General features: G+C 70.6%; 14 protein-coding genes. 5 read left to right on the top strand and 9 right to left on the bottom strand.

Annotated elements, in window-relative coordinates; translation table 11 throughout:
• Window positions 1–47 precede the first annotated feature (47 nt).
• Window positions 48–935 (top strand): Cof-type HAD-IIB family hydrolase, encoded by an 888-nt coding sequence (locus tag ACZ7L0_RS15085; RefSeq protein WP_471242886.1) that lies wholly within the window; start codon window positions 48–50, stop codon window positions 933–935.
• Here the strand turns inward: ACZ7L0_RS15085 and cydD are convergent.
• The 4 genes from cydD to hisC form a co-directional block, all read right to left on the bottom strand.
• Complete coding sequence (gene cydD, locus ACZ7L0_RS15090; protein ID WP_471242887.1) at window positions 904–4,428, bottom strand: thiol reductant ABC exporter subunit CydD; 3,525 nt, start codon at window positions 4,426–4,428, stop codon at window positions 904–906. The genes ACZ7L0_RS15085 and cydD overlap by 32 nt on opposite strands.
• A 12-nt stretch (window positions 4,429–4,440) precedes the next feature.
• On the bottom strand, window positions 4,441–5,445 hold the full coding sequence (cydB, locus tag ACZ7L0_RS15095) for a cytochrome d ubiquinol oxidase subunit II (protein ID WP_471242888.1): 1,005 nt from the start codon (window positions 5,443–5,445) through the stop codon (window positions 4,441–4,443).
• A gap of 27 nt (window positions 5,446–5,472) precedes the next feature.
• Window positions 5,473–6,981, bottom strand: a complete 1,509-nt coding sequence (locus ACZ7L0_RS15100; RefSeq protein ID WP_471242889.1) for a cytochrome ubiquinol oxidase subunit I — start codon at window positions 6,979–6,981, stop codon at window positions 5,473–5,475.
• Between the two features lie 133 nt (window positions 6,982–7,114).
• Window positions 7,115–8,194 (bottom strand): histidinol-phosphate transaminase, encoded by a 1,080-nt coding sequence (hisC, locus tag ACZ7L0_RS15105; RefSeq protein WP_471242890.1) that lies wholly within the window; start codon window positions 8,192–8,194, stop codon window positions 7,115–7,117.
• A gap of 440 nt (window positions 8,195–8,634) precedes the next feature.
• Here hisC and ACZ7L0_RS15110 point away from each other — a divergent pair, with 440 nt between their 5' ends.
• The 3 genes from ACZ7L0_RS15110 (at window position 8,635) to ACZ7L0_RS15120 (ending at window position 12,149) form a co-directional block, all read left to right on the top strand.
• Window positions 8,635–9,747 (top strand): LacI family DNA-binding transcriptional regulator, encoded by a 1,113-nt coding sequence (locus ACZ7L0_RS15110; protein WP_471242891.1) that lies wholly within the window; start codon window positions 8,635–8,637, stop codon window positions 9,745–9,747.
• A gap of 278 nt (window positions 9,748–10,025) precedes the next feature.
• On the top strand, window positions 10,026–11,105 hold the full coding sequence (locus ACZ7L0_RS15115; protein WP_471242892.1) for a metallophosphoesterase: 1,080 nt from the start codon (window positions 10,026–10,028) through the stop codon (window positions 11,103–11,105).
• A gap of 183 nt (window positions 11,106–11,288) precedes the next feature.
• Window positions 11,289–12,149 carry a hypothetical protein gene (locus ACZ7L0_RS15120; protein ID WP_471242893.1) on the top strand — a complete coding sequence of 287 codons (861 nt, stop codon included), beginning with the start codon at window positions 11,289–11,291 and terminating at the stop codon, window positions 12,147–12,149.
• A 54-nt stretch (window positions 12,150–12,203) separates the two neighbouring features.
• Here ACZ7L0_RS15120 and thiC read toward each other — a convergent pair whose 3' ends face one another.
• The gene (gene thiC / locus ACZ7L0_RS15125) at window positions 12,204–13,988 is read right to left on the bottom strand and encodes a phosphomethylpyrimidine synthase ThiC (RefSeq protein WP_471242894.1); all 1,785 of its coding nucleotides are present in this window, start codon (window positions 13,986–13,988) and stop codon (window positions 12,204–12,206) included.
• A gap of 255 nt (window positions 13,989–14,243) precedes the next feature.
• Here thiC and ACZ7L0_RS15130 point away from each other — a divergent pair, with 255 nt between their 5' ends.
• Window positions 14,244–15,617: a YibE/F family protein gene (locus ACZ7L0_RS15130; RefSeq protein ID WP_471242895.1), complete on the top strand. Its 1,374-nt coding sequence runs from the start codon at window positions 14,244–14,246 to the stop codon at window positions 15,615–15,617.
• A gap of 93 nt (window positions 15,618–15,710) precedes the next feature.
• Here ACZ7L0_RS15130 and ACZ7L0_RS15135 read toward each other — a convergent pair whose 3' ends face one another.
• The 4 genes from ACZ7L0_RS15135 to ACZ7L0_RS15150 all read right to left on the bottom strand — a co-directional run bounded on the left by ACZ7L0_RS15135 (window position 15,711) and on the right by ACZ7L0_RS15150 (window position 17,989).
• Window positions 15,711–16,148 (bottom strand): SsgA family sporulation/cell division regulator, encoded by a 438-nt coding sequence (locus tag ACZ7L0_RS15135; protein WP_471242896.1) that lies wholly within the window; start codon window positions 16,146–16,148, stop codon window positions 15,711–15,713.
• Window positions 16,149–16,247: 99 nt separating this feature from the next.
• Window positions 16,248–17,114 (bottom strand): IclR family transcriptional regulator, encoded by an 867-nt coding sequence (locus tag ACZ7L0_RS15140; protein ID WP_471242897.1) that lies wholly within the window; start codon window positions 17,112–17,114, stop codon window positions 16,248–16,250.
• A gap of 195 nt (window positions 17,115–17,309) precedes the next feature.
• Window positions 17,310–17,522: a DUF5326 family protein gene (locus ACZ7L0_RS15145; protein WP_471242898.1), complete on the bottom strand. Its 213-nt coding sequence runs from the start codon at window positions 17,520–17,522 to the stop codon at window positions 17,310–17,312.
• Window positions 17,523–17,671: 149 nt separating this feature from the next.
• Entirely contained in the window at window positions 17,672–17,989 is a 318-nt protein-coding gene (locus ACZ7L0_RS15150; RefSeq protein ID WP_471242899.1) for a cupin domain-containing protein, read from the bottom strand.
• Window positions 17,990–18,026: the final 37 nt, after the last annotated feature.

Here is an 18,026-nt window from a genome sequence, read left to right on the forward strand (position 1 = left end):
CCCGCGGTGACTCGTCCGTGCGACGCCCCGCACGGCCGTCTGGACACATGCGCGAGAATGACCCGGTGACCTCAGCGACTCGACAGCCCGAGACCCCGGCCGCCGCCGTCCCGCCGCGGCTGATCGCCACTGATCTCGACGGCACCCTGCTGCGCGACGACAAGTCGGTGTCCCCCCGGACGGTCGCCGCGCTGGCGGCCGCCGAGGAGGCGGGCATCGAGGTCTTCTTCGTCACCGGCCGCCCGGCCCGCTGGATGGACGTCGTCAGCGAGCACGTCCACGGTCACGGCCTGGCGATCTGCGGCAACGGCGCCGCCGTGGTCGACCTGCACGGCGGCCCCGGCACCCACCGCTTCGTGAAGGTGCGCGAGCTGGCCAGGCCGAACGCGCTCGACGCCGTACGGCTGCTGCGCGACGCGGCCCCCGGCACGGTGTACGCGGTCGAGCAGACGTACGGCTTCCACCAGGAGCCCGACTACCCGAAGCTGCACATGGAGATACCGGACGACCTCGCGCCGGCCGAGGACCTGCTGGCCCCGGACGGAGCGGCCCCCGACGAGCCGGTCCTGAAGATCCTGGCCTACCACCCCACGCTGGACCCCGACGCCTTCCTCACCGCCGCCCGCCTCGCCATCGGCGAGCGGGCGACCGTCACCCGCTCCAGCCCCAGCGCCCTGCTGGAGATCAGCGGCCCCGGTGTCTCCAAGGCCAGCACGCTCGCCCTGTGCTGCGCCGAGCGCGGTATCTCGCACGAGGAGGTCGTCGCCTTCGGTGACATGCCCAACGACGTCGAGATGCTGACCTGGGCCGGCCAGTCGTACGCCATGGGCAACGCCCACCCGGCCGCCGTGGCCGCCGCCTCGGGACGGACGGTCGCCAACAACGAGGACGGGGTCGCCGTCGTCATCGAGCGGATGCTGGCACAGCGGCTGTAACACGCGCCCGGCTCAGCGCGTCCGCCGCCGCCTCGCGCCGCGCCATCGCGCGCAACGGACCGTCCACGGCCGCCAGCTCGGCGTACGGGCCGCGCTGCACCACGCGTCCCCCGTCCAGCACGAGCACCTCGTCCACGGCGTCGAGGCCGGCCAGCCGGTGCGTGATGAGCAGCGTCGTACGGCCCTCGGTGGCGGCCAGCAGGTCGGCGGTGAGCGCGTCGGCCGTCGGCAGGTCCAGGTGCTCGGCGGGCTCGTCGAGCACGAGCACCGGGAAGTCGGCCAGCAGCGCCCGGGCCAGCGCCAGCCGCTGCCGCTGCCCGCCGGACAGCCGCGCCCCGTGCTCACCGACCAGCGTGTCCAGCCCGTCGGGCAGTCCGTCCGCCCAGTCCAGCAGCCGAGCCCGGGCGAGCGCGTCCCGCAACTCGGCCTCGGTGGCGTCCTTCTTCGCCAGCAGCAGGTTCTCGCGCACCGAGCTGTCGAAGAGGTGCGCGTCCTGGGCGCACAGCCCGACCAGCCGGCGTACGTCGTCGCCGTCGAGCGCCCGGGCGTCGACACCGGCGAGCGTGTAGGAGCCCGCCTCCGGGTCGAGGAACCGCAGCAGCACCTGGGCGAGGGTGGTCTTGCCGGACCCGGACGGCCCGACCACGGCGACGCGGCGCCCCTTCTCCAGCCTCAGACCGAACCCGGCGAGCGCCTCCCGGTGCTGCCCGGCGTGCCGGGCGGCCAGTCCCTCGACGACGACCGGGAACGGCGACCCGGGTGCCTGCCGGGGCCGCTCCGGCTCCCGTACGGGCTCGGGCGCGTCCAGCACCTCGTACACGCGCTCCGCGCTGCGGCGCACCCGCTGCCGGTACCGCACGGCGAGCGGCATGCCCTGGACGGCCTCGAAGGCGGCCAGCGGGGTGAGGACGACCACGGCCATCGCCACGCCGTGCAGCCGGCCCCCGGCGACCGCCTGGGCGCCCAGCAGGGCGGTGGCGGCCACGGTCAGGCCGGAGCACAGGGCGGTGAGCCCGTCGCCGAGCGCGGTGGCCGTGGCGGCCCGGCGCGCGATCCGGGTCAGCGTGCCGTCGGCCCGCCGCGCCTCGTCCGTACGAGCGGGGAGGGCTCCGGCGACCGTCAGTTCCGCGGTGCCGGTGAGCAGGTCGGTCACCCGGGTCGCGAGCACTCCGCGGGCCGGCGCCAGCCGCCGCTCCGCGCGCCGGGCCACGGCGCCGGTCAGCAGCGGTACACCCGCCCCGGCCGCCAGCAGGCCCGCGGCGAGCGCGGCCCCGGCCTCGGGCAGCAGCCACGCCGTGAAGCCGACGGTGGCGGCGGACACGGCCACCGCGACACCGGCGGGCAGCAGCCAGCGCAGCCAGTAGTCCTGGAGCGCGTCCACGTCGGCGACCAGCCGGGTCAGCAGGTCGCCCCGGCGGGTCCGCCTCAGTCCGGCGGGGGCCAGCCGCTCCAGCCGCCGGTACACGGCGACCCGGGCGTCGGCCAGCATCCGCAGCACGGCGTCGTGCGACACCAGCCGCTCCGTGTACCGGAACACCGCCCGTCCGATGCCGAAGGCCCGCGTCGCCGTCACGGCCACCATCAGGTACAGCACGGGCGGCTGCTGCGAGGCCCGCGAGATGAGCCACCCGGAGGTCGCCATCAGCCCGACGGCGCTGCCGAGCGCCAGGCAGCCGAGCAGCGCCGCGAGCGCGAGCCGCCCGCGCCGGGGGCCGGAGAGGGCGCGGACGCGGCCGAGGACCGCGCCTGTGGACGCCGGGAGGTCCGCTTCCGAGTCGTGCTCCGCGAAGATGGCGTCCGGCGTCTGCTCCGCCGCGGTCGCCTCGGTGGTACGGGGCCGGGAAGCCATGGATGCCGGTGCTTCGGTCTCCGCCAGCCGCACCACCCGGTCCGCGATGCCCAGCAACGCCGGCCGGTGCACCACCAGCAGCACGGTCCGCCCCACCGCCAGCCGCCGCACCGCCGCCACGACATCGGCCTCGGTCGCCCCGTCCAGCGCGGCCGTCGGCTCGTCCAGCAGCAGCACGGGCCGGTCGGCGAGGAAGGCGCGGGCCAGCGCGAGCCGCTGGCGCTGACCGGCGGACAGCCCCGCCCCGTCCTCGCCGAGCACCGTCGCGGCGCCCTCGGGCAGCGCGTCCACGAACTCCAGCGCCCCCGCGTCCCGCAGCGCCCGCCGTACCGCGACGTCGTCCGCCCCGGGCCGTGCCAGCCGTACGTTCTCCGCGATCGTCCCCGCGTACAGATGCGGGCGCTGCGGCACCCACGCGATCCGCGACCGCCACTGCCCGGGGTCGAGGCCGGCGAGATCGGCTCCCCCGATCCGCACCCGCCCCGCGTCCGGCCGCACGAAACCCAGCAGCACGTTCAGCAGCGTCGACTTGCCCGCGCCGCTCGGCCCGGTCAGCGCCACCGTCTCACCGGGCTCGACCGTGAAGGACACGTCCGTCACGGCGTCCGCCGACCGCCCGGGGTAGCGGACGGTCACGCCTTCGAAGGCCACCGCGCCCGACGGCACCGCTCCGCTCCCGGACGCCGGAACCGGCGTCTCCAGCACGGCGAAGATGTCCTCGGCCGCCGCCAGCCCCTCCGCAGCCGCGTGGTACTGCGCACCGACCTGGCGCAGCGGCAGATAAGCCTCCGGCGCCAGCACCAGGATGACCAGCCCGATGTACAGGTCCATGTCGCCGTGGACCAGCCGCATGCCGATCGTCACGGCGACCAGCGCCACGGACAGCGTCGCCAGCAGTTCCAGCGCGAAGGAGGAGAGGAAGGCGATCCGCAGGGTCCGCATGGTCGCCTGCCGGTACTCGCCGGTGATCCGCCGGATGGAGTCGGCCTGCGCCTTGGCCCGCCCGAACACCTTCAGCGTGGGCAGCCCGGCCACGACGTCGAGGAAGTGCCCGGACAGCCGGGACAGCAGCCGCCACTGACGGTCCGTCCGGGACTGGGTGGCCCAGCCGATCAGCACCATGAAGAGCGGGATGAGCGGCAGCGTGCAGACGATGATCGCCGCCGACACCCAGTCCTCGGTGACGATCCGCGCCAGCACCGCGACCGGCACGACCACCGCGAGCCCCAACTGCGGCAGATAGCGCGAGAAGTAGTCGTCCAGGGCATCGACACCCCGTGTGGCCAGTGTGACCAGCGAACCGGTCCGCTGTCCGCCCAGCCACCCGGGACCCAGCGCCGCCGCCCGTTCGAGGAGCCGCCCGCGCAGTTCCGACTTCACCGCCGCGCTCGCCCGGTGCGCGGCCAGTTCGGTGAGCCAGGAGACCAGCGCCCGGCCGATCGCGACGGCCACCAACAGCAGCAGGGGGGTGCCGAGTTCACCGGCCGACCGGCCGTGCCGGAAGGCGCCGACCACCACTTCGGCGACGAGCATGGCCTGGGCGATGACCAGGCCCGCTCCGATGGCGCCCAGGCCGACGACCGCCACCAGGAAGAGCCGGGTGGCACGGGCGTACCGCAGGAGACGCGGATCGATTGGTTTCACGTGAAACACACCTCAGTGCGCTGCTTCAGCGATGTGCTGCGTACCGATCCGCTTGCGGAACACCCAGTAGGTCCAGCCCTGGTAGAGCAGGACGACCGGCGTGGCGATCGCCGCGCACCAGGTCATGATCTTCAGGGTGTACGGGCTCGACGAGGCGTTGGTGACCGTGAGGCTCCAGTCCCCGTTGAGCGTCGACGGCATGACGTTCGGGAAGAGCGACAGGAAGAGCATCGCGACGGCCGCCACGATGGTGATCCCGGACAGGGCGAACGACCAGCCCTCGCGTCCGGCCTGGTTCGCCACCAGCGCCGCGACCAGCGCCGCGACCGCCACGATCAGGGCGACCAGGCTCTTGCCGTCACCGCTGTCGGCCTGCGTCCACAGCAGGAAGGCAGACGCCAGCACGGCCGCGACGAGGCCGACCCGCAGGGCGAGCTTCCGTGCCCGCGCCCGGATGTCCCCGAGGGTCTTGAGGGCGGTGAACACCGCGCCGTGGAAGGTGAACAGCGTCAGGGTGACCAGTCCGCCGAGCAGCGCGTACGGGTTGAGCAGGTCCACGAGGGTCCCGGCGTACTCGAAGTGGCGGTCGATCTTCACGCCCCGCACGATGTTGCCGAAGGCCACGCCCCACAGGAAGGCCGGGATCAGCGAGGTCCAGAAGATCGCCGTCTCCCAGTTGCGCTGCCAGTGCTCCTCGGGCCGCTTCGCGCGGTACTCGAAGGCGACGCCCCGGACGATCAGGCAGACCAGGATGACCAGCAGCGGCAGATAGAAGCCGGAGAACAGCGTGGCGTACCACTCGGGGAAGGCGGCGAAGGTCGCACCGCCCGCCGTGAGCAGCCACACCTCGTTGCCGTCCCAGACCGGACCGATGGTGTTGATCAGCACGCGCCGCTCGGGCCGGTCACGGGCGAGCAGCTTGGTGAGGATGCCGACCCCGAAGTCGAAGCCCTCCAGGAAGAAGTAGCCGGTCCACAGGACGGCGATCAGGACGAACCAGACGTCGTGAAGTTCCATGACTGTGCAGCTCCCTTGGCCCGAGGCCTAGTACGAGAAGGCCATCGGCTTGTCGGCGTCACGGGTGTCGCCGCCGATCTTCGTGGGCGGGTTGAGGTCGGCCTCGGTGAGCTCGGGCGGGCCGGCCTTGACGTACTTCACGAGCAGCTTGACCTCGACGACGGCGAGGACGGCGTACAGCGCGGTGAAGACGATCATCGAGGTGAGGATCTCGCCCTGGGAGACACCGGGGGAGACCGCCTGGCGGGTCTGCAGGACGCCGTAGACGACCCACGGCTGGCGGCCCATCTCGGTGAAGATCCAGCCCCAGGAGTTGGCGATCAGCGGGAAGGCCAGCGTCCAGATCGCGATGCGCCAGTACCAGGTGGTGAGCTTGGGGCCGAGTGCCTTGTTCGGCAGCAGGGCCAGACGCGGCACCTCGTCCTCGCCCACGCGCAGGTGCTGAGGCAGCAGGAACTTCTTCCGGGTCAGCCACAGCCCGGCCAGGCCGATGGCGAAGGACGACATACCGAAGCCGATCATCCAGCGGAAGCCCCAGAAGGTGACGGGGATGTTGGGCCGGTAGTCACCGGGCCCGAACTTCTGCTGCTCGGCCTTGTTGACGTCGTTGATGCCGGGGACGTACGAGCTGAAGTCGTCGTTGGCGAGGAAGGACAGCAGGCCCGGGATCTCGATGGCGACGGTGTTGTGGCTCTTCTCCACATCGCCGTAGGCGAAGATCGAGAAGGGTGCCGGCTTCTGGCCGTCCCACAGCGCCTCGGCCGCGGCCATCTTCATCGGCTGCTGCTTGAACATCACCTTGCCGAGGACGTCACCGCTGACCGCGGTGAGCAGGCCCGCGATGACCACCGTGACCAGGCCGAGCCGCAGCGAGGTCTTCATCTCCCGGATGTGCTTCTTGCGGGACAGGTGGAAGGCGGCGATACCGACCATGAAGGCGCCGCCGGTCAGGAAGGCCGCGGAGAGGGTGTGGAAGACCTGGCTGAGCGCGGTGTTCTGAGTCAGCACCGCCCAGAAGTCGGTGAGTTCCGCGCGTCCCTTCGCCTTGTTGATCCGGTAGCCGACGGGGTGCTGCATCCACGAGTTGGCCGCGAGGATGAAGTACGCCGACAGGATCGTGCCGATCGAGACCATCCATATGCACGCCAGGTGGATCTTCTTGGGCAGCTTGTCCCAGCCGAAGATCCACAGTCCGATGAAGGTGGACTCGAAGAAGAACGCGATCAGGGCCTCGAAGGCGAGCGGGGCGCCGAAGATGTCGCCGACGAAGCGGGAGTAGTCCGACCAGTTCATGCCGAACTGGAACTCCTGCACGATGCCGGTGACCACACCCATCGCGATGTTGATCAGGAACAGCTTGCCCCAGAACTTCGTCGCCCGGAGGTACTTCTCCTGCTCGGTCCGCACCCAGGCGGTCTGCAGCCCGGCGGTGAGCGCGGCAAGCGAGATCGTCAGCGGGACGAAGAGGAAGTGGTAGACGGTGGTGATACCGAACTGCCATCGCGCCAGGGTCTCCGGCGCCAGAGCGAGATCCACGTCAGCTCCTTGCTTGTGAACGCGTTCACATTCACAAGCAAGTATGCCGCATGCGCATTCGACCCCGGAGGGTGGGGGGTCCCTCGGTGAGAGCTCGCGAGGCGGATGCCGCCCCGCGAGCCCGTTCCGCGCCCTAGAGCTCCTTGCGGAACCCTTCCGCGACCTTCAGGAAGATGTCGTTCGCCTCGGTCTCCCCGACCGTCACCCGCACACCCTCACCCGGGAACGGCCGGACCACGACCCCGTGCCGCTCGCACGCCTGCGCGAACTCGACCGTGCGCTCCCCCAGCCGCAGCCACACGAAGTTGGCCTGGGTCTCGGGCACCCTCCAGCCCTGGGCGCGCAGCCCGTCGACCACCCGCGTGCGCTCGCACACCAGCGAGCCGACCCGGCCGAGCAACTCGTCCTCGGCGCGCAGCGAGGCGATCGCCGCCTCCTGCGCCAACTGGCTCACACCGAAGGGCACCGCCGTCTTGCGCAGCGCCGCGGCCACCGGCTCATGGGCGATGGCGAAACCGACGCGCAGCCCGGCCAGGCCGTACGCCTTCGAGAACGTGCGCAGGACGCAGACGTTCGGCCGCTTCCGGTAGATCTCGACGCCGTCGGGCACCTCGGGGTCCCGGATGAACTCCCGGTAGGCCTCGTCCAGCACCACCAGCACATCCCGGGGCACCCGGTCGAGGAAGCGTTCCAGCTCGGCCCGGCGTACGACCGTGCCGGTCGGGTTGTTGGGGTTGCAGACGAAGACCAGCCGGGTCCGGTCGGTGATCGCGTCCGCCATGGCGTCCAGGTCGTGCACATCGCCCGGCGTGAGCGGCACCTGCACCGACCGCGCGCCGCTGATCTGGGTGATGATCGGGTACGCCTCGAAGGACCGCCAGGCGTAGACGACCTCGTCGCCGGGTCCGCTGGTGGCCTGGATCAGCTGCTGGGCGACGCCGACGGAGCCGGTGCCGGTGGCCAGGTGGGAGACCGGGACGCCGAAGCGGTCCGACAGCTCGTCCATCAGGCCGGTGCACGCCATGTCGGGGTACCGGTTGAAGGAGCAGGCCGCCGCGGTCACGGTCTCCATCACCCCGGGCAGCGGCGGGTACGGGTTCTCGTTGGAGGAGAGCTTGTACGCGACCGGTCCCTCGGCCGCGGCGGGCTTGCCCGGCTTGTAGGTGGGGATCCCCGCCAGCTCGGCGCGCAGCTTGGGGCTCGTCTCGCTCACCGCAGTCCTCCTCGCGACCACCGGCGGACCGTCTGCGCCGCCGGCTTCCAATACTCCTCACCTTATGAGGATTCGATGCGCCTGCGTACAGGTGAGCGGTCACCTCGTACCAAGAGCGGAAGAATCACATCCGCCACACCGGCATCACGGGCATCACCACGCGAAGGCGTACGTATCGGGGGGCGCGCCTCACATATATCTACGCGCCGGTAGTTCACGCCGTGGCGCGCATCCCCCGTGCAGGTGAGTTGAGACCTCTTCGAGACATCGGACACTTGGCAGGTCCATCCGCGCCGACAAGACACGTCTTACCATTGGATCGTTCAACTACCTTTGTTTCAAAGGCGGTTGATGCTCCATGACCATGCAGAAACGTGCCTGTCAATGGGTGCATATGCGTCCGCACTACCCCACCGCATGAGCCCTACTATCGGCTCGCCATGACAGCAGCAGGGAAGCACCAGGTGAGCCGCGCGGAAACCTCACGTCGAGGCAGTCGGCCGGGCCGGGCGGGCATCAGAGACGTGGCCGCCGCCGCCGGAGTCTCCATCACGACCGTCTCCGACGCCCTCAACGGCAAGGGCCGGCTCCCGGACGCCACCCGCCGCCATGTCCGCGAGGTCGCCGACCGGCTGGGGTACCGCCCCTCGGCCGCCGCCCGCACCCTCCGTACCGGCAAGTCCGGCCTGATCGGCCTGACCGTGACGACGTACGGGGATGAACCTTTCACCTTCACCGAGTTCGCGTACTTCGCCGAAATGGCCCGCGCCGCCACCTCGGCCGCGCTCGCCCGCGGCTACGCCCTCGTCATCCTGCCCGCGACCTCCCGCCACGACGTGTGGTCGAACGTGGCCCTGGACGGCACGGTCGTCATCGACCCCTCCGACCAGGACCCCGTGGTCAGCGAGCTGGTCCGGCAGGGCCTGCCGGTCGTCTCCGACGGCCGCCCCGCCGGATCCCTCCCGGTCACCGCCTGGGTCGACAACGACCACGAGGCCGCGGTCCTCGGCATCCTCGACCACCTCGCCGCCGCCGGCGCCCGCCGGATCGGCCTGCTCACCGGGACGACCACCGACACCTACACTCACCTGTCGACCACCGCCTACCTGCACTGGTGCGAGCGGGTCGGCCAGGACCCGGTGTACGAGGCCTACCCGGCCCACGACCCCTGCGCGGGCGCCGTCGCCGCCGACCGGCTGCTCGCCCGCCCCGACCGGCCGGACGCCGTGTACGGGCTGTTCGACCCCAACGGCACCGACTTACTCGCCGCAGCCCGCCGCTACGGGCTGCGCGTCCCGGACGATCTGCTCCTGGTGTGCTGCAGCGAGTCGACCGTGTACGCCACCACCGAGCCGCCCATCACCACGCTCTCCCTGAAGCCCCGTCGCATCGGCACGGCCGTGGTGCAACTGCTCATCGACGCCATCGAGGGCGTGGAGTCGGACCAGCCGGTGGAGCAGGTGATACCGACCGAGCTGATCGTGCGCACGTCCTCCCAGCGACGCCCGCCCCGCACGACCGTCAGCCCGCCGCGCGCCCCGGAAGGGGCCTGACAGCCGGTCCGGACGGCGCGGCCGAGGCGGAGCGACCGGGGGAGCGCCGACGAGGCCCGAAGGGGACGGCAGGCGGCCGGCAACAGAGTCAGCGGTCGGCCGAACCCCTGCCCAAACGGGGCGAATGCCGCGGTGAACCGGAGTCTCGTGCCGATTCACCACCCCTGGGTCATCACATGGCGCGATCCGCATTCCTATGATGGGCCCACGACACCGCGGGCCGCTGCGACCAGGCAGTCCGAAGCGGTGCAGATGCGGCGCGATGGTGGAGGGGTCTGATGACTCAGGGGGCCGGTCAGGGACCCGAGGTGGAGCGGACGGCGACGTTGCGCGACTTCCGGGTGCCCGCGTATGTGCACGAGACCGGTCCGTACGGCCACAGCACCCACGCCGGCGACGCCGTCCCGCACGCCGAGGAGGCGTACCCCGAGGGGTACACGCCCACCGAGCGCGACCTGCCCGTCATCAATCGCGGCGACACGCTCCAGGTCTCCGTCGATCCGACGCCCGCACCGGCCGCCCAGCCCACCACCGGCCAGGGCCCGCTGTACGTCGTCGGGGACGTGCACGGCTATCTCGACGAGCTGATCGCGGCCCTCCAGGAGAAGGGCCTGATCGACGCCGCGGGGCAGTGGTGCGCGGGCACCGCCCGGCTGTGGTTCCTCGGCGACTTCACCGACCGCGGCCCGGACGGCATCGGCGTCATCGACCTGGTGATGCGGCTGTCGGCCGAGGCCGCCGCGGCCGGCGGCTACTGCAAGGCGCTCATGGGCAACCACGAGCTGCTGCTGCTCGGCGCCAAGCGGTTCGGCGACACCCCGGTCAACTCCGGTGCGGGCACCGCCACTTTCCAGGCCGCCTGGCTGCTCAACGGCGGCCAGAAGACCGACATGGACCGCCTCCAGGACCACCACCTGCAGTGGATGGCCCGCCTGGACGCCGTCGAGGAGGTCGACGGCCATCTGCTCGTGCACTCGGACACCACCGCCTATCTCGACTACGGCGACTCCATCGAAGAGGTCAACGACACCGTCCGCGAGACGATCACGCGCAATGACGCGGACGAAGTCTGGGATCTGTTCCGCAAGTTCACCAAGCGCTTCTCCTTCCGCGACGAGGGCGGCGCCGACGCCGTGCGCTCCCTGCTCGATACGTACGGCGGCACCCGCATCGTTCACGGCCACAGCCCCATTCCCTACCTGCTGGGCGAGACCGGCTCCGAGGAGGACGACGACGAGGGCACCGGCCCCGTGGTCGAGGGACCGCACGTCTACGCCGGCGGACTGGCCATCGCGATGGACGGCGGAGTAACCATGGCCGGAAAACTGCTGGTCCAGCAACTGCCCCTGGGTGCCTGAGCGTTCGCTCGGCAGGCATCCCCCCGGCGGCGTTCGTCGCAGGCAGGCAGCCAATTTCCGACAACCCCCTGTCACCGCGCGCCGTCGCGGCTCTACCATCGGTTTATCCGTAGCAGGCTCCCCTCCGTTTCTGCCCGACGGCTCGTCGACGTGCGAGCCCCAAGCCCTACGGAGCATCGGGGGATGCACATGAACAGCGTTCCGCAGCACCTGCTGAGCGAGGACCGCCAGGAATACGAGCGGATCCTCGATGAGGTGCTGCGCTCCGCACCACACCGCCCGGAACTGGCCGCTGTCGGACAGCGGCTCAACCCCGAACAACTGCGCACCATGGCGCTCAACGCCACCGCACTCATCACGGCCGCCGCGGCGGCCGAATACCAGCACTACGTGAAGGTCCGCGAGGAACTGCGCCGCCCGGCGCCGTCCACCCCGTCGTCCCTCTCCGTGTCCGGCTCCGCGCAGCCGGACACGGACCCGATGGGCCTCGCCGCCTCCCTCGGCGAGGCAGCCGAGGCCACCGGCGCGGGCGCCGTCGCCGTCGTCGCGGTCCTCGCCCCCGTCCTCGCAGGCACCTCGGCGGCGATCTTCCTGCTCGTCGGCTACATCCTGAAGATGCTGGACCCGGCACCGGCCTTCGCCCAGACCATGATCACTACCGGCTGGGTGTTCGGCGCCGTGACGGCGGCCGCGATCCTGGTCGCCGCCGCCGGTCTGCTCCTCACCGCACTGCGCAACAGCCCCTCGCTCGACGGCGGACCCCAGGGGGAGGCCGGCGAGGAAGTGGCCCGGGCCAGGGAGGCCTGGCGCGAGGCACTGCTGGAGCGCGGCATCCTGCCGTTCCTGGGGGACGCGCTCGCCGACCCCGGCACGGCCGCACCGCACCGCACGGCGCCACCGTCCGGTCGCATGCCTCGCCTCGGCTACGACCGCCCCGGCTTCAGCAGCCCCGACGACGGCTCCACCCCCGGCCCGCGCCCGAGCTTCAGCAGCCCGGACTACACGAGCCCGGACTTCGGAGGCCCGGAGCACCAGCCGGAATGACCCCGGCTTGCGCCCCCGGCGGGGGCGCAAGCCGGACACGCGGCCCGGCCCCGCTCAGTCCGCGATCGGCAGATAGACCCGGTTGCCCGCCGCCGCGAACTCCTTCGACTTCTGCGCCATACCCTCCTCGATCTCGGCCTGGCTGCCGCCGTGTTCGCGCCGGATGTCCTGCGAGATCTTCATGCTGCAGAACTTCGGCCCGCACATGGAGCAGAAGTGGGCCGTCTTGGCCGGCTCGGCCGGAAGTGTCTCGTCGTGGAACTCCCGCGCGGTGTCCGGGTCCAGGGCGAGGTTGAACTGGTCCTCCCACCGGAACTCGAACCGCGCGTCGGACAGCGCGTCGTCCCACTCCTGCGCCCCTGGGTGCCCCTTGGCGAGGTCGGCTGCGTGGGCGGCGATCTTGTAGGTGATGACGCCGGTCTTGACGTCATCGCGGTTGGGCAGGCCCAGGTGTTCCTTGGGCGTGACATAGCAGAGCATGGCCGTGCCCCACCAGGCGATCATCGCGGCACCGATGCCGGAGGTGATGTGGTCGTACGCCGGCGCGACGTCCGTGGTCAGCGGGCCGAGCGTATAGAACGGAGCTTCATCGCAGATCTCCTGCTGAAGGTCGATGTTCTCCTTGATCTTGTGCATCGGGACGTGTCCGGGGCCCTCGATCATGGTCTGTACGTTGAAACGCTTCGCGATCCGGTTGAGTTCCCCGAGAGTTCGCAGTTCCGCGAACTGGGCCTCGTCGTTGGCGTCCGCGATCGAACCCGGGCGCAGGCCGTCGCCCAGCGAGTACGTGACGTCGTAGGCGGCGAGGATCTCGCAGAGTTCCTCGAAGTTCTCGTACAGGAACGACTCCTTGTGGTGCGCCAGGCACCAGGCGGCCATGATCGAGCCGCCGCGCGAGACGATGCCGGTCTTGCGGCGGGCGGTCAGCGGGACGTACGCCAGGCGGACGCCGGCGTGGACGGTCATGTAGTCCACGCCCTGCTCGGCCTGTTCGACGACCGTGTCCTTGTAGATCTCCCAGGTCAGTTCCTCTGCCCTGCCGTCGACCTTCTCCAGTGCCTGATAGAGCGGCACCGTGCCGATGGGGACGGGGGAGTTGCGCAGCACCCACTCACGGGTGGTGTGGATGTTGCGGCCGGTGGACAGGTCCATGACCGTGTCGGCGCCCCAGCGGGTCGCCCAGGTCATCTTCTCGACCTCCTCCTCGATGGAGGACGTCACCGCCGAGTTGCCGATGTTGGCATTGACCTTGACCAGGAAACGCTTGCCGATGATCATCGGCTCGATCTCCGGGTGGTTGACGTTGGCGGGCAGTACGGCGCGGCCCGCCGCGATCTCCTCGCGGACGACCTCCGGGGAGACGTTCTCCCGCAGGGCCACGAATTCCATCTCGGGCGTGATCTCTCCGCGCCGGGCGTAGGCGAGCTGGGTGACCGCCGTGCCGTCCCGGCCCCTGCGCGGCTGGCGCGGCCGGCCGGGGAAGACCGCGTCGAGGTTGCGCAGACCGCCCCGGGGCGAGGTGTGCTTGATCCCGTCGTCCTCCGGGCGGACGGGACGGCCCGCGTACTCCTCGGTGTCGCCGCGGGCGATGATCCAGTTCTCCCGCAGCGGCGAGAGCCCCCTGCGGACGTCGGTATGGGCGAGTGGATCGGTGTACGGGCCGGAGGTGTCGTACAGCGTGACCGACTGCCCGTTGGTGAGGTGCACTTGACGGACCGGCACACGGAGGTCGGGGCGCGAGCCCTCCAGGTACCCCTTGTGCCAGCCGATGGACTTCCCGGCCTCCCCGTCGCTGGAGATCTGCGCGGAGGCAGGCGTGCGTGCGTCCTTGTTGGTCATGAGACCTACTCCCTACGCCGGCATTACCCGGTAACAGGTTCGGCGGTCGACGCAGCGATTTCCGTCTGCCGACGTTTCCTGTGAGACATCACTCGAAAAACGAGTGCCGTTCCACGTGAAACATCGCGAAGACGGAGGTCAGCGCCCTCTCAGCCCGGTGCTCCGAGCTCCCGCGTGTGCAAAGGCAGCTCCACGCTAGCGTCATCTGTGGCGCGGTGAACAGTGGGCCTCTCCCGTTCTTGCGATGATCGGGCGGTGACCACGACACAGCAGCCCCCGTTCCCGCCCCCCGAGCCGCCTGCCGGGCACGGGCACGACCACGGGCACGGGCACTCACACAGTCACGGCCACGCACCCGCCGCCCCTGTCTCCCGGCATCTGCGCAAGGTCATCGCGGCCGTCCTGATCCCGTTCGCGGCGGCGGTCGTGGTCGGGCTCGCGGTGCTCTGGCCCGGCGGAGCCCCTTCGCACGAGCGGACGGGGGTCGGCCTCGACCGGCAGACGCAGCAGGCCACGGTCTCCAAGGTCGTCGAGGTCAGCTGCAAGTCGGTGAACGCCTCCGGGGAGACCCCGACCGGCGACACCTCCACCGCCGAGGGCAGCTCCGCGCAACAGGAGGCGGACGGCACCTGCAAGAAGGCGACGGTCCGCGTCGAGACCGGCAAGGACAAGGGCCGTACGTTCACCGAGATCGTGCAGCCTGACCAGTCACGGCAGTTGCACGAGGGCGAGAAGGTCGTGGTCGCCTACGAGCCCTCGGCGCCGAAGGACCTGCAGTACTCGGTCACGGACGTCAACCGGCGCTTCCCGATGGCGTTGCTCGCCGGGATCTTCGCGCTCGCCGTCGTGCTCGTCGGGCGGATGCGCGGCGTCATGGCGCTGATCGCGCTGGCCATCAGCTTCCTGGTGCTCAACTTCTTCGTCCTGCCCGCGATACTGCAGGGATCGGACCCGCTGGTCGTGGCGGTGGTCGGGTCGAGCGCCATCATGCTGATCGCGCTCTACATGTGCCACGGTCTGTCGGCCCGTACCTCGGTGGCGGTCCTGGGCACGCTGATCTCACTGTCGCTGATCGGTGTCCTCGGCAAACTGTTCATCGACTGGGCCGCGCTCACCGGCAACACCGACGACAACACCGGCCTGATCCACGGCCTGTACCCGTCGATCGACATGAGCGGTCTGCTGCTCGCCGGCGTCATCATCGGTTCGCTCGGCGTCCTGGACGATGTGACGGTGACCCAGACCTCGGCCGTCTGGGAGCTGCACGAGGCCAACCCCTCGATGGGCCCGCGCGGGCTGTACCGGGCGGCCATCCGCATCGGCCGGGATCACATCGCGTCCGTGGTCAACACGCTCGTCCTGGCCTATGCGGGTGCCGCGCTGCCGCTGATGCTGCTGTTCTCCATCGCGCAGAGCGGCGTGGGCACGGTCGCCAACAGCGAGCTGGTGGCCGAAGAGATCGTGCGCACGCTGGTGGGCTCGATCGGTCTGGTGGCCTCGGTACCGGTCACCACGGCGCTCGCGGCCCTGGTGGTGGCGGCCGACCGCCCGGAGCGGGAGACGGCCGCGGCCACGGGTGCCGCACCGGCTCCGGCGCGCGGCGGCCGGGGCCGGCGCCGGAAGCGGTGATGCCGGTCGGAGTCCCGACCGGGGCCGCGGAAAAGCGTTACTGCAGCGTTCCGAGTGGTGCGGCGGGGCACCTGGCGCCCCTGCCGTAACGCTTCAGCCCGCGCTCTGCTCCTCCGCCAGGATGCGGTCCAGGGCCTCGTCGAGGTGGGCGTCGAAGTCGGCGAGCGCTCCCTCCTGCCCCAGCGGCACCAGCTTGTCCGTGCGGTCGAGGAAGGCCACCAGCGGGGGCGTCGAGGAACGGAACAGAGCCTGGTCGGCACCGACCTGAAGCCGGATCAGCACCTCGCCCAGCGTGTCGGCATCGGCGGGCGCGATGCGCACATCGCCGTCCCCGCACGGTCTGCCCACCCCGTCGATCAGTAGCTCGCGTCCGAACGCCCAGGTCACCGGGGCGTCACCGGGCAAATGGAAGGTCAGCCGCACGGCATAGGGATCGCAGGTCTCGTATCGCAGCTCCACCGGGATGCGGAAGGAGAGCTCCTCCGACACGAGAAAGCTCATCATGACTTCTGCCTGTACGGACTCGCGCATCGCCCATCCCGTCATAGGACACCGACTGGCCGGGAATGACCCCTTTGACAATGAGGAAATCTTGCTGAAAGTACACACTAGATCACAAGGAGTGAGTTTTCAGATACTGATAGAGATGGCGATCGAGCCGAGGTGCCGGCCGACCTCCGTCTGAAGCTGCCGGGCCGCGGGCAGCAGCCGATCGGCCTCGTGGGACGGCAGGGAGATGGCCATCGTGGCCGCCGTGGTGCCGACGGTGATCGGGATCGCGGCGCAGACCGTCCCCAGCGCGTACTCCTGCCGCTCCGTCACGGGTTCCATGCGCCGGCTCCGCTCCAGGCGCCGCAGCAGGGCGTGGTCGTCGCGCACCGTGTAGGGCGTGAGGGACTGCACGGGATAGCGGTCGAGGTGGTCGCGGCGGGCGTCCTCGTCCAGCTGGGACAGCAGACACTGGCCGATCGCGTGTGCGTGCCCGGTCTCGCTGAAGTCGGCCCATTCCTCGACCGCCGGGTTGCCCGGGGTGTCGGAGACGCACATGACTTCGATCTCACCCTCGCGGTACATGGCGTAGTACACCGGTACGCCGATCGAGTCCCGGCAGTGGGCGAGCGCGTCGGCGACCGTGCTGCGACGTTTCTGCTGTGCCCCGCTGCTGCTCAGCCGCTCGGCCGCTTCGCCGAGGAAGAACAGGCCCTTGTCGCGGCGCAGGTAACCCTCGTGCACCAGGGTGCGCAGCAGGTGGTACGCCGTGGGCAGGGCGAGCCCGGTCTCGCGGGCCAGTTGCTTGGCGGGGGCGCCGTACTCGTGCTCGGCGACGGCTTCCAGCAGGCGCAGCGCACGCTGCACGGAGCCGATGAGGGTGGCCGAGTGCGGCTGCTGGGGGATCGCCGTGGAGGGCGGCCGCTGGGCCGGGGGTGTGGCGGTGCGCCGCTGGGGCTGAGTGGGGGGTGCGTGTGGTTCTGGGGGTGCGGTGTCGACCGTGGCCAAGAGGTCACTCCCGAAGCGCGAGGGGGCAGCCCGTGCGGGGAGAACACGGGTGGGGTACGCCGCCCGCGGGGCTGGTCCCCGCGACGAATTCCGGACTCTAACCGTCCGCCACCGCCCGCGGACCGTCCGTACCGAAACTTCCCTCCCCCGAGGGAACCGGTGATTCCTGTTACCGGCACCGGCTCCCGCTACGGCTCACCAGTCGCTGCGGGAGGAGGAGCCCGCCATGAACTTGCGCACCACGTAGATGAGTCCGCCGACGAGGGCCACGAAGACCAGCGCCTTGAAGAGCAGTCCGATCACGATCCCGACCACGGTGGCTATCAGGCTGCCGAAAACCACCAGGGCGATGACCGGCACCGCGACCCACTTCACCCACCACGGCAGACCCGCGAAGATCTCTCGCATTGCCCTTGTCCCTTGCTCTCGAAGTCGTGATCTCGAAGTCGTGTCCTCGAAGTCCTGCCTCGATGCTAGGTCCGGGACCGGGGCCCGCGGGGGCCTCGCATCCCTTGTCCTCCCCTGATCGATCCCCTAGGGAATCACCGGGGCCGGCTTCAGGCTTCGGGGGGAGAGAACACCACCAGGACCCTGAGGTCCTCGCTGATGTGGTGGAACTTGTGGGCGACCCCGGCCGGCACGTACACCACGCTGCCGCGCGCCACCTGCGTGGTCTCCAGGCCGACGGTGATCGAGGCACGGCCGCTGACGACGAAGTACACCTCGTCCTGACGGTGCGGCGTCTGCGGGTCGTGCTCTCCGGCGTTCAGGGCGTACAGGCCGACCGACATGTTCCGCTCCCGCAGGAACTGAAGGTAGGCACCCTCGTTGGCGGCGCGCTCCGCCTCCAGTTCGTCCAGCCGGAATGCCTTCATATTTCTTGCCGCCCTCGCCCCACTGCTCGCAGCCGAT

This window comes from Streptomyces sp. NPDC039424, assembly GCF_055639495.1.